Consider the following 12,352-nt stretch of genomic DNA (forward strand, 5'->3'; position numbering starts at 1 on the left):
CTTTGGTATTCCCGTTACAGTAGCATAACCCGCTGCTTATCTGCATCATGATGTATTTTTTTTAAATTCTTGTTGTACGTTTGCCGTCAAACAAACCCAACTAAAGTGATGGCAGATTTTTTGCACCTGCAGGATTTTTTGCAACCTGTTTCCAAAGCTTTTCTGAACGATGATCAGGAGTATGACGCCTTCCAGATCGGGGGTGTGATAGACGCTTATGAGGAAGAGCATCATCCGGACCTGGATGCTGCCGATATTGTGTTGCTTGGAGTGGGAGAAGAGAGAGGCAGTGCCAGTGGTAAAACCGGCACCAGCGGCCCCGATGCCATCCGGCGCGAGTTCTTTAAGCTCTACAACTGGCACCGCGATATCCGCCTGGCCGACGTGGGCAATCTGCGCTCCGGCGCTTTCCTGGCCGATGCTTACGCCGCCATGAAAACAGTGGTGGGGGAACTGATACAGGCCAACAAAACCGTACTGATACTCGGGGGCTCTCACGACCTTACCTACCCGCAATACAAAGCATATGCTGCGCATCAGCTGATCATCGAAGCCACCGTGGCAGATGCGCTGATCGACCTGCAGGAGGAGTCCGCCCACCGCAGTGAAAGGTACCTGATGGATATCCTTACAGAACAACCCAATTATCTCCGTCATTACAACCACCTGGGATTTCAGAGCTATTTCGTACATCCGCGCATGTTAGAAACGCTGGACAAGCTGCGTTTCGACTGTTTTCGTTTAGGCCGTATCCGTGAGAATATGGAAGAAGCGGAGCCGGTATTGCGCCACTCGGACCTGTTCAGCCTGGACATCAATATCATCCGGCATACCGATGCGCCGGCCAACAGCCTCTCTCCCAACGGCTTCAGCGGCGAAGAAGCCTGCTCGCTGGCCCGTTATGCAGGGATGAGCAGCCGCTTGTCTTCCTTCGGCATTTATGGCTACCGGCCTGAAAAAGATAAGGAACAACTCACAGCCCGCCAGATAGCGCAGATGATGTGGTATTTTATGGACGGCCGCTCCGTCAAAAACAAAGAAGCCCTGCTGGATGACAGGGATGCCTTCTGGGAATTTCATATAGCCTTCTCCGATATAGAAACCGTTTTCCTGAAAAGCAAACGTACCGGCCGCTGGTGGATGCAGCTCCCCGACCAGGAGTTTGTGCCCTGCGCGTACAATGATTACCTGCTGGCCAGCAATAACGAAATGCCGGAACGCTGGCTGCGGCACCAGGAGAGACTTTAACGCATTTAGGGATTTTTTGATTTTACGGATTTTGAGATTTTGGGGTTGGATCCGAAATCTCAAAATCCGTAAATTTCTAAATTTCAAAATCCAGGAGTGCGGTAACCCGGTCTTTTACATAAGCCGCCTTGTTATCTGTAGAGATCATATCATCGTCCAGCCCGTTCATCGTGCTTTTGTGCATTTTCTCCACCCGCTCGTCTATTTTGCGGAAATACGCATCTTTTTTCTCTTCCCACGCCCCCTGTTCTGTCTGAAGGGTGTGCAGCCTGTTAGGGTCGATCTGGCTGTAAAGGCGCTGTAACGTGGTGTGGAGGAGGCTGTCCAGTTGTTTATAATATACAAGGGCGCAGCCGTAACTGTTGCTGCCTGCTGACAGGCAACGCTGATAGCGGTTTTCGAGTGTGTCCAGTGCTGTCTGGCGGGACTGGCTATAGGCATTACCACATAGCAATACCGCCAGGATTAGGATAGGGAGTCTCATAGGCGCGGTGTTCTGCGCCAAATATACAAAAAATAATATGTAATTTATATTATATAAATGTTAGCTATTCCGTAGCGCCGACAGAACCGGTGCAGGTTTCACCGGGAGGCAGGCCATTGAGCCACACCCGTATAGCTTCTGTACGTTGATTGGTCAGTTCTGTGAGATAGGTGGCTTTGCACATGGGGAACATGCTGCCGTAACTTTTGGCGGGCCCGGGATACATCGCTTTCAGCTGTGCGTCGCGTAGTTGCACCCACAGCCGCTGCGCTTCCCGGAAATTGGTAATAAACGTTTTATTGGCCGCATATTTTTTCAGAATCTCCTGGTATATGGTATTCAGCTTCTTATCTGCCTCTTTGTATTCCTGTCCGGCTTGTTTGTTCATATCCGACTGGGTTTGGGCCATCCCGGTGAGACTGCCCGCCACGAATAACAATGTAATGAGAAGTGACTTCATATGTTAAGGTTTAAGGAACTTAAATGCGTACACCATGGGCAGCTTGCCCTCCATGCCTTTGATCTGGAAATGCCCGTTTTCTCCGGTGGTATGCTGAAAACAGTTATACGGGGAATAGTCAAATTCCTGCAGCACCTGTAACTGCAGGCCCTGCGCCAGCAGGGAACCAATGACATCGCTCAGCGGATGGTTCCAGGAATAGGAAACACCTTTCACATCTGCGGCCGCTTCGGCATCTGTATAAGTGTCGGTATTGTTCTCCACGATCGTTTCTGTATTGAAATAATCATATTGCACGCGGGTGAACTGATCGTCAAACATCCATACGACCGGATGGAATTCTGCCATGACAAAAACGCCGCCCGGCTTCAGGAAATGCTGCACTACGCCGGCCCATTTGTTCAGGTCGGGCAGCCAGCCGATAGTGCCGTAGGAGGTGAACACGATATCGAACTTGTCGTGCAGGTGTACGGGGAGGCTATAAATGTCCGAGCAGATGAACGTGGCCTGGTGGAAAAGGTTTAGCTCGGAAGTCAGCCTGGTTGCTTCGGCTATTGCCACATCGGAGAGGTCCACTCCTGTTACTTTGGCGCCCATGCGCGCCAGGGAAAGCGTATCCTGCCCGAAATGACATTGCAGATGCAGGATGCGTTTTCCCCCGACATCGCCCAGCAATGCCAGCTCAATACTGTTGAGCGAATTACGCCCTTCCAGGAAAGCCGGCACATCGTAAAAGGAAGAGTTAACGTGCACGGCTGCACGTTTGTTCCACAGTGCTTTATTAGCTGCCAGGTAATGTTGTTCGTCGTGCATGATTATCTCATCAGATCACCACCAGTTCATAGAAGTCGCCGGGTGTAAGGTATTGTTTGGCGAGATGTTGTAATTCTTCTGCGGTGATGTTCTTGATCGTCTGAATATTGTTGTAAAAATAGTTTTCGTCCAGGTCGTTGAGGATCAGGTTTTTCCAGCGTTGTATCAGCTGGAACGCTCCGTCCAGGTCGCCCAGAATGGAACCGATCATATAGTTGCGTACCAGGTCCAGCTCTTCCTGCGGCACAGCCTCATTTTGCAGGCGCTGCAGCTCTTTGTACACTTCTTCGATGGTAGCTTCGCACACGTCCCGGCCGGCTTCGGTCTGGATGTTTATGGCGCTCACCTGCCGGAAGTTGTACAGCTGGGAATAGATGCCGTAGGTATATCCTTTGTCTTCCCGGATATTGCTCATCAGGCGGGAGCCGAAGTATCCGCCCAGGATGGTGTTGAGCACCAGCATTTTGGGGAAGTCGGGATGGTAGCGGTTCGGGAACGGCCGGGCGATACGGATGGCGCCCTGCACCCCGTTTTCATCATTGAAGATGCGGAATTTCTTTTCCTCAGCGGGTTGTACCGGAAGGTCCAGCCTGGTAAGGCTGGTTTCGCCGTTCCATTGGGTGCTGCCGAAGTGTTTATTCAGCAGTTCCAGCATATTGGCGGGCATGTTGCCGGCCACAAAAATGCGGCAGTTATTGTACGTATAGTGCTTTTGATAGAAAGCGCGCAGCGTTTCTGTCTGTAGGGCGTCATAGGCCATCATGCTGCTCACGCGGCCATAGGGATGGAATTCGCCAAACAGGTATTTATCGATAAAGCGGTTGGCCACAAAGTCACATTTCTGGAGATTGACAGCCAGTTTCTGTTTCTGGTTTTGTTTGTAGAGCTGCAGCTCTTCTTCCGGAAATACCGGATCAAGGATCACGTCCTGCAGCACCGGCAGCAGCACCTCCGTATGTTTGGTAAGGCAGTGCAGGGTGAAGGTGGCGTTTTCGTGATAGGCGTTCCGGTTGAGATAGGCGCCATGATAGTCGATGGCTTCGTTGATCTCCAGCGCGGTCCTTTTGCTGGTCCCGTTTTTCATGAGAAAGTTGGTAGCGGTGGCTTCCAGGCTTTCACTTTCATACCACGACCCTGCCGGAAATATCAGTTCCAGCTGGAGTGTTTCCTGCTCTTCCGATTTAATCACATAAACGGGAATACCGTTGTCCAGTGTGAATTTCTCGTAAGGTTTCAGTTTTATATCAAACTCCACAGCGTCTTTAATGGGAGGAGGAATCGTTCTGTTCATAAATAGCTCATTTATACCGTGTGACGGAGAAGTGGATTATCCCTGGTTTTCGGCGTAATAGTAAATGGTGTTGGCATTTTTTTCATCGAAGAGCAGCTGTGCTTCCCGGTGAATATCTTCTGCTGTCACCACTTCATAGTTTTCAAATTCTTTGTTCATCAGGCCGGCATCGCCGAGCAGCTCATAAAAGGCCAGGTTGTTGGCCCTGTTGAGCAGGCTCATGTCTTCAAAGGCAAGCAGGCTTTCCACACGGTTTTTCACCTTTTGCAATTCGCGTTCTGCGATCACTTCGCCCTGCAGTTTTTCCAGTTCCGTTTGTATGGCTTTTTCGGCGTCTTTCATTTTCACGCCTTTGACCAGTTTACCTTCGATGGTGAGCAGGCCGGCGTCGAGGCTGCCGAAATGATAGCAGTCGATATTGCTAAAGAGTTTTTTCTCTTTTACCAGTACCTGGTGCAGCCGGGAAGAGCTGCCGCCGCCGAGGATATCGGAGATAAGGTCGGCCGCGTAGTACCGTTTGTCGGAGCGGGGGTACATATGGTAGCATTTGTACAGCGCGTCCAGTGGTACGTTGGCTTTTACTTCCAGTTTGTGTGCTGCGTCCTGCGGCGGCTCTACCGGCAGGTTGCGGGTGTATTTTTCTCCGGAGGGGATGTCGCCAAACCATTTTTCGGCCAGCGTTTTCACCTGTTCCACGGTCACATTGCCCGCTACGGAAAGAATGGCGTTGACCGGCCGGTAAAACTTAAAGAAGAAGGCTTTTACATCTTCCAGCTGCGCATTTTCGATATGCGACAGTTCTTTACCGATGGTCATCCAGCGGTACGGGTGCGTGCTGTATGCCAGCTCCCGCATCTTATGCCAAACGTCGCCATAAGGCTTGTTGATATAGTGTTCCTTAAATTCCTCCGATACCACTTTGCGTTGTACGTCCAGGCTTTTTTCACTGAAGGCGAGCGACAGCATCCGGTCGCTTTCCAGCCAGAAAGCGGTTTCGATGTTTTCCGCCGGCAGTTGTATGTAGTAGTTGGTGAGGTCGCTGGTGGTGTAGGCGTTGTTCTCCCCTCCTGCCATCTGCAGCGGCTCGTCATATTCCGGGATGTTCACAGACCCGCCAAACATGAGGTGTTCGAATAAGTGGGCAAAACCGGTCTGTTGAGGATTCTCGTCTCTTGCGCCTACGTCGTACAGTACGTTTAATACAGCCATGGGCGTAGTGTGGTCTTCATGTACCACTACCCGCAACCCATTAGCTAATGTAAATTTATTATAATGAATCATAATGTAATATTCGTATAAGAGTAAAAATAGGGTAAAAGGACTAATTACGTATTAGGAATTAAGAATTAGGGTGTGGGTTTGCTGTTCTCAGGATGGGTTTGGGGGAGACATATACGCTGTAATGTAGTGGTGGCGGTCATTCCAGGTACAGCTCTTTCTTTCCGTAATTGATGGTGATGGTGAACTGTTTCCATACCTCATAACCGACAGACCCGGCGATTTCTGTGAACACGCCCACATCGTTGATGTCTTTACAATAACTGACGGGCACGTTGTTCATTGTTTTCCCGCCCAGTTGCAGCGAGGGGATGGTGCTGTTGATGTAATACAGTATCCTGACCATGTCCTGTACCCTGTCGGTATTGATGGTAGGGAGACTGTTGATGCGGTTGGAGTCTACGTAAGGCCAGTTGAACAGGATGCCGTAATCGCCGCCGGTGGTGATGTGATAATGCCCGGGAAGGTGGCGGCCGTCGGGCATGGTGATGGCGGCATCTATCACCGGCGTGGAGTAATTGAGCTGGAAATGCAGCAGCCGCCCGGTGTTGCCGGCGGGTGTTTTACCATTGCGGTACAGTACCAGCTGTTGTTGCCGGTAGTCGATCTTTACGATGTACAGTTTCATCAGGGTTACGCCGATGACGCCGTCGATATCGCCGAGGTTGTCCAGGTTTTCGAGGTAGGCGTTGACGTAAGGAAGTCGTAATTCGTTCAGGTACAGTGCATTGATGGTAACTACCGGCGTTTTTACCATGGCATTGTTGGTGCCGCTCATAAAAGCCTGGCGTCCGCTGTTGATCCGCATTTTTTCGGCGATGCGTTTATGGAGTACGGTGACTTCGGCGCCGGAGTCAAATACAAAGCGCAGGGTGTCTGTACTGCCGGAGAGAACGACCGGCAGCACCACATGTTTGCCGATCATGCGGAAGGGGATCACAGCCAGCGGTTTGCTGTTGTCTGCCGCTGCGGTGGCAGCGTTTTTTCGTTGTGCGAAAGCAGGCAGGAATAAATTACAGCATAAGCATATTACAGTCACCAGAGTACGCCACATGCTGCAAATAACGTTAAAGAATGCTTTTTATTGGCAACTTTTTAATTAACAGTTCATTATCCCTGGCAATCAGCAGGGTGGCCTTAGTGCCTACATTTTTGAGCAGTTCGCGGAACACCTGGAGGTTGGAGCCGAGATTGTTGTTGACAGCCATGATGATATCGCCCTTATGGATACCGGCTTTTTCTGCCGGGGACCCTTTGATGATGTCCGTTACTTCCACCCGGCCGTCGATCAGGTAGATGATAAGGCCGGTATAGGAGTAGTCGAACATGTCTTTGTAATGGGTATTGGGCATCAGGTATATCTCTTTTTTGCTGTAGTTGAGCGTAATATTGAAGCGGCGCAGCAGGTCGTTGCCGATCATGCCGCCGAGGAAGGGATAGGCCGTGATGTTGGTCCGGTCGTCGAAGATGTAGGTCGGCACGTTCCGGAAGGAGTAGTTGCCGATACGGAACTCCTGCACGGTGGTAAGTGACATCTGCATTTTGCCGCCCAGGCCCTGTGCTTCCGTCTGAATAATTTTCCGGGCTCTGCGTTGCCTGGTGATCAGCGCACTGTCTTTCACAAACTGGGTGGAGAGCAGCAGGCACATGCCGGCCCCGGTATCAAAGTAGTAGCGGTTGGTGACCGTTTTCCGCTCGTTGCGCAGCGGTGCTGTGATCAGTGGTATCTGGGTGAGCGAAGGGCGCAGGAGTTGCCCGCCTCTCGGATAGGCATAACGGCCTTTGGTGTTAACGATAATTTCTTCCGTATCATAGTCTACCGTTACGATATAGCGGCTGAGGAAACTGTAGCCGATGATACCATCCACCTGTATACCGTATACCTGGCTAATCAGTTCATAATCATTGACATGGAAGTTGAGGCTGTCTACTGTCAGCCCGGGTAGCTTCAGGGAGTGCCCCATGGCGAAAGAGACGGTTTTGGCGGCGCCGAGTCCTTTCACCACCTTGTCGGTAGGCGTTAGGGGGATGCCAAGCCTGACACAGGTGGCGGTATCCAGTGAAATGCCGGCGCTGCCGGTGTCGAGGATAAACTGAAGCGTGTCCGGGATGTTGTCCAGTGTGGCCGAGATAACCACTACGCCCCGTAGTATTGTTTGAATTTAAAGCGGGTGATGAACACAGATTGCTGAGTGGTGTCATTCTCCTGGATGGCATTTCCGGCAGATACTGGTTGATAAAGACCGGCTATGGCTGCTAAGGAGAGCAGCGCGGCGAGTAACAGATTTGGTTTAGGCATACAGGTGATGCAAGGGGATCATTTGCCTAAATTTAATGTTTAATACGCTACATATAAAATATTTTTATTACCCGCTGTTATTGTGCGATATACTACCTTTGTCGGGTTATTCAGCGATTAGAAAAAAGCATATGGTACTTCAGGATTTATATCAAAAGGCGCAGCAGTTTGAGTTTCTGACAGCAGAAGAAGGGGTGTACATGTTTGAGAATGCACCGCTGGCAGAACTGATGCATATAGCCAACGAGTTACGTAAGCAGCAGGTGCCGCATGGGAAGGTGACCTGGCAGATAGACAGAAACGTGAACACGACCAACGTGTGCACGGCCAACTGTAAGTTTTGCAACTTTTACCGCATACCGGGCCATGCCGAAGCCTATATTACCGACATAGAGGAATATAAACGCAAGATAGACGAGACCCTGAAATACGGCGGCGACCAGCTGTTGTTACAGGGCGGGCATCACCCGGAACTGGGGCTGAGCTTCTATACCAACCTGTTCAGGGAACTGAAGAAGCTATACCCTACCCTGCGGTTGCATACACTGGGGCCCCCGGAAGTAGCGCACATCACCAAACTGGAGAAAAGCACCCATATCGAAGTGCTGCGCGCGCTGCAGGAAGCGGGCATGGACAGCCTTCCCGGCGCCGGTGCCGAAATTCTGAATGACCGCGTACGCCGGCTGATCTCCAAAGGCAAATGCGGCGCACAGGAATGGCTGGACGTGATGCGGGCAGCGCATAAGCTGAATATAGCCTCCTCTGCCACCATGATGTTCGGTCACGTGGAAACGGTGATGGAACGCTTCGAACACCTGGTGGACATCCGTCAGGTACAGAGCGAAAAACCCGAAGGACACTACGGCTTCACCGCCTTCATCCCCTGGACTTTCCAGGACGTAGACACGCTGCTGGCCAAGATCCGCGGGGTACATAACATGACCACCGCCGAAGAGTATATCCGCATGATCGCTATGAGCCGTATTATGCTGCCCAATGTTAAAAACATACAAGCATCCTGGCTCACTGTCGGTAAACAGGTAGCGCAACTGTGCCTCCATGCCGGCGCCAACGATTTCGGCTCCATCATGATCGAGGAGAACGTGGTGAGCGCTGCCGGCGCACCACACCGCTTTACCTACCGCACCATGCAGGACGCTATCCGGGAAGCTGGTTTTGAACCGCAGCTGCGTACGCAACTGTACCAGTTCCGCGAATTACCGGCCGCTATCGAAGAGCAGGTGATTAACTACTAAACTTTGATGGCCATGATTACTGCAGATTTGCGAAGATCATGGCGTAATAGAAACTCAGATATAAAAAAAGACATGCCTCCGGGGCATGTCTTTTTTTATATCTGAGCTTGCCTTCTTTTATCTCGTTTATGTCGTGCTATGATCTTCGCAAATCTGCAGTAATCATGATCTCACAGTTATAGGAATGTTAAAACTATTTTGTCGCTGTTACATTTTCCTCCCTGCCACGTCTAACAGGTATAACGCAAAAACAAGGAGGAAACCATGAAAAAGCTGGGTTTAATATTGTCAGGATTAGTGATAATGGCTTTGGCTGCGTGCAGTACGAAAGTTACTTCTTCCTGGCGCGCCAATAATGCGCAACAGTTACGGAAAGATCAGAAAATAATGGTGATGGCGCTGGTACCCCAGAAAGACCGTGCCCTTAGAAGCCAGATGGAGGATTTCACCGTAGCAGAATTCAGGCGCAAGGGGTATAACGCCGTTTCCGCGTTACAGGAATTCGGTCCCGGCGAGTTTATGAAAATGGGCGAAAAACAGGCTGTCAGAAAGCTTCAGGGTAGCGATGTCGGCCAGGTCCTGACCATCGTCATGGTAGATAAAGGCAGGGAAAAAAGCTATACGCCGGGATATGCCTACGCTCCTTATGGTTACTGGGGATTCTGGCCTTACTATTCCCGTTGGTATAATACGTATTATGGTCCCGGGTATGTTACCTACAGCACCAGGTATCAGTGGGAAGGCAACCTGTACGACCTGAAGAGCGGCCAGTTGCTGTACTCTGTACAATCACAATCTTTTGACCCGCCGTCCACTGCAAGAATGGCGGTGTTGTATGCACAGCAGGTAGTGAAAGATATGACGAAGAGAAACCTGCTGGCACAAAACTAATAACAGCGGATAAAAGACAGATTTTAAGTGTGATAAAAATGACGGCAGATCATTATTGATCTGCCTTTTATTTTGTCAGCGATTCATCATCAATAAATTCGCAAATCATAATTTTATTCGTAGGTTTATCCCCCACTTTAATTCCGGTTATGTTAGATATACCTGTCAATGAAGATCTTTATCTGCGGCAACTCACCATGCAGGACGCCCCACTGGTATATAAACAGCTGGATGCCTCCCGGAAAAGCCTGCGTAAGTTCCTGCCCTGGGTGGATTACAATACCAATGAAGAACACAGCGCCCGTTTTATTCAGATGATGCAGCGCAAAGCGGAAGAACAGGAAGCCATTGCGCTGGGCATTTGGTACCAGCACCATTTATGCGGGGTGATGGACCTTCACGGGTGGGACCACCAGGTACAAAAAGCGGAAATCGGATATTGGGTGGGAGAAGCTTTTCAGGGGAAAGGCATTGCCACAGCAGCCTGCCGGGCGCTGATCACCTATGCTTTCAAAAAACTGCGGTTAAATAAAATTGAGATCCGGTTCGTGTTACAGAACGAGCGTAGCGGGCAAATCCCTATTAAGCTGGGATTTACCCGCGAAGGTATCCTGCGGCACAACGCCAAGCTGCATGGCCAGTATGTGGACATGGTTGTGATGGGCGTGCTGCGGCAGGACTGGAAGCATTACTGACCGGCGTTGAGTTCCCGCCTTACCCGGCTGTGTTTTTTGCCGTAGCAGAAATAGATCACCATCCCTATCGCCATCCAGATAATCAGCCGTAGCCATGTATCCAGCGGAAGGAACACCATCATACCCACACAGGTGAGAATGCCCATGACAGGCACAAAAGGCACCCAGGGTGTTTTGAATGGCCGCGGCGCGTCGGGCATGGTATAGCGCAGTATCCATACGCCGGCGCATACAATGACAAAGGCCAGCAGCGTGCCGATGCTGGTCATCTCCCCTACCACCTTGATAGGTACCAGCGCGGCAAATATGCTGATGAAAACACAGAAGAGGATGTTTGACTTCCACGGGGTGCGGAAGCGGGGATGTATTTCCGAGAATATTTCAGGCAGCAGCCCGTCTTTAGACATCGAATAGAATACGCGTGACTGACCCCAGAGATCTACCATGATCACCGAAGTATAGCCGATGATAATGGCGAGTACCACCAATTGTCCCAGCCATTTGAAAGGTGTGTGGGATATGGCGATGGCTACCGGGGCGCCGCTGTTTTTGAACTCGGTGTAAGGAGCGAGACCTGTCATTACATGAGAAAACAATATAAACAGCACGGTGCAGATGGCCAGAGAGCCAAGAATGCCGATAGGCATGTTACGCTTGGGGTTTTTGGTTTCCTGCGCAGCGGTGCTCACGATATCGAAACCGAGGAAGACAAAGAAAACCACCCCTGCTCCCCGCAGGATGCCTGACCAGCCGAAATGGCCCAGTTCCCCCGTATTCTTAGGGATATAAGGCACCAGGTTGGCCGGCTGTACATACTTCCACCCAAGGGCTATAAATACCAGTACCACACCCACCTTGAGAGATACCACCACGGCATTCCAGATAGCGGAACCTTTGGTGCCGCGCATCAGGATATAGGACATCAGGATGACTACCAGTGCCGCGGGCAGATTAAACAACCCGTGTACTACTTCCCCGCCGGGAAGCGTGATCGTTTCAAATGGGGAATGCACCAGCCGGGGCGGCAGGTAGATGCCATAGCCGGCAAGGAATTCCACCAGGTAGTTGGACCAGCTGATAGATACGGTGGCGGCGCCCACGGAAAATTCCAGCACCAGGTCCCAGCCTATAATCCAGGCGAGCATCTCGCCCATGGTGGTATAAGCGTAGGTGTAGGCGCTGCCTGCGACGGGGATCATAGCGGCAAATTCAGCATAACACAAGCCTGCGAAAGCACAGCCTACCGCTGCCACCACAAAGGAGATGGTGACTGCCGGACCGGCGTTGTTGCCTGCTGCCAGGCCTGTCAGGGAAAACAGGCCGGCGCCAATGATAACCCCGAGGCCCAGCATGACCAGCTGAAAGCCGCTCAGCGTACGTTTCAGGCCATGACTGCCCTCTTCTCCGGACTCCTGTAAGAGCCAGGCCAGTGGTTTTTTGTAGTATTGCTTCATTAATACCCTACTTGTTTGGTGGACTAATTGGGCGCAAAAGTAGCTAATATTTGGCTATTTGGTCATTGGGGACATTTTTTTATTTGATTTTGGGATTTTTTGATTTTTTGATGTTGGAATTTCGGGGATGATGATAAAGGTTGATACTCGAAACCAAACAATAATAAATAGTTTAAAAATTTA

Annotated in this window: 13 protein-coding genes; 4 read left to right on the forward strand and 9 right to left on the reverse strand. The window is 50.7% G+C overall.

The features are described from left to right. Positions 1–108 precede the first annotated feature (108 nt). On the forward strand, positions 109–1,248 hold the full coding sequence (locus HF324_RS00850) for a formimidoylglutamase (RefSeq protein ID WP_168808545.1): 1,140 nt from the start codon (positions 109–111) through the stop codon (positions 1,246–1,248). A gap of 76 nt (positions 1,249–1,324) precedes the next feature. Here HF324_RS00850 and HF324_RS00855 read toward each other — a convergent pair whose 3' ends face one another. The 8 genes from HF324_RS00855 to HF324_RS00890 all read right to left on the reverse strand — a co-directional run bounded on the left by HF324_RS00855 (position 1,325) and on the right by HF324_RS00890 (position 7,873). Then, entirely contained in the window at positions 1,325–1,732 is a 408-nt protein-coding gene (locus tag HF324_RS00855) for a lysozyme inhibitor LprI family protein (RefSeq protein ID WP_168808547.1), read from the reverse strand. 64 nt (positions 1,733–1,796) lie between these two features. Continuing rightward, positions 1,797–2,192: a lysozyme inhibitor LprI family protein gene (locus HF324_RS00860; protein WP_168808549.1), complete on the reverse strand. Its 396-nt coding sequence runs from the start codon at positions 2,190–2,192 to the stop codon at positions 1,797–1,799. Between the two features lie 3 nt (positions 2,193–2,195). Continuing rightward, positions 2,196–3,005, reverse strand: a complete 810-nt coding sequence (locus tag HF324_RS00865) for a class I SAM-dependent methyltransferase (protein ID WP_168861759.1) — start codon at positions 3,003–3,005, stop codon at positions 2,196–2,198. A 10-nt stretch (positions 3,006–3,015) separates the two neighbouring features. Next, positions 3,016–4,296, reverse strand: coding sequence for a M16 family metallopeptidase (locus HF324_RS00870; RefSeq protein WP_168808553.1), 1,281 nt, complete (start codon positions 4,294–4,296; stop codon positions 3,016–3,018). A gap of 36 nt (positions 4,297–4,332) precedes the next feature. Then, a complete protein-coding gene (locus HF324_RS00875) occupies positions 4,333–5,577 on the reverse strand; it encodes a M16 family metallopeptidase (protein WP_168808555.1) in 1,245 nt (414 codons plus the stop codon). A gap of 136 nt (positions 5,578–5,713) precedes the next feature. Beyond that, positions 5,714–6,628 carry an aspartyl protease family protein gene (locus tag HF324_RS00880; RefSeq protein WP_168861760.1) on the reverse strand — a complete coding sequence of 305 codons (915 nt, stop codon included), beginning with the start codon at positions 6,626–6,628 and terminating at the stop codon, positions 5,714–5,716. Positions 6,629–6,641: 13 nt separating this feature from the next. Beyond that, positions 6,642–7,712 carry an aspartyl protease family protein gene (locus HF324_RS00885; protein ID WP_168861761.1) on the reverse strand — a complete coding sequence of 357 codons (1,071 nt, stop codon included), beginning with the start codon at positions 7,710–7,712 and terminating at the stop codon, positions 6,642–6,644. Next, positions 7,712–7,873 (reverse strand): hypothetical protein, encoded by a 162-nt coding sequence (locus HF324_RS00890; RefSeq protein ID WP_168861762.1) that lies wholly within the window; start codon positions 7,871–7,873, stop codon positions 7,712–7,714. Before HF324_RS00890 ends, HF324_RS00885 begins: the two co-directional genes overlap by 1 nt. 131 nt (positions 7,874–8,004) lie before the next feature. Here HF324_RS00890 and mqnC point away from each other — a divergent pair, with 131 nt between their 5' ends. From mqnC to HF324_RS00905, 3 genes are all read left to right on the forward strand, one after another. Next, on the forward strand, positions 8,005–9,129 hold the full coding sequence (mqnC, locus tag HF324_RS00895) for a cyclic dehypoxanthinyl futalosine synthase (protein WP_168808568.1): 1,125 nt from the start codon (positions 8,005–8,007) through the stop codon (positions 9,127–9,129). A 264-nt stretch (positions 9,130–9,393) separates the two neighbouring features. Then, the gene (locus HF324_RS00900) at positions 9,394–10,020 is read left to right on the forward strand and encodes a hypothetical protein (RefSeq protein WP_168861763.1); all 627 of its coding nucleotides are present in this window, start codon (positions 9,394–9,396) and stop codon (positions 10,018–10,020) included. A 149-nt stretch (positions 10,021–10,169) separates the two neighbouring features. Further along, complete coding sequence (locus HF324_RS00905) at positions 10,170–10,715, forward strand: GNAT family N-acetyltransferase (protein WP_168808572.1); 546 nt, start codon at positions 10,170–10,172, stop codon at positions 10,713–10,715. Here HF324_RS00905 and HF324_RS00910 read toward each other — a convergent pair. Next, positions 10,709–12,169 (reverse strand): amino acid permease, encoded by a 1,461-nt coding sequence (locus tag HF324_RS00910; RefSeq protein WP_168808575.1) that lies wholly within the window; start codon positions 12,167–12,169, stop codon positions 10,709–10,711. The two genes, HF324_RS00905 and HF324_RS00910, sit on opposite strands and share 7 nt — an antisense overlap. Positions 12,170–12,352: the final 183 nt, after the last annotated feature.

Origin of the sequence: Chitinophaga oryzae, assembly GCF_012516375.2 — a bacterium.
In the GTDB taxonomy this organism is placed as follows: Bacteria; Bacteroidota; Bacteroidia; order Chitinophagales; family Chitinophagaceae; genus Chitinophaga; species Chitinophaga oryzae.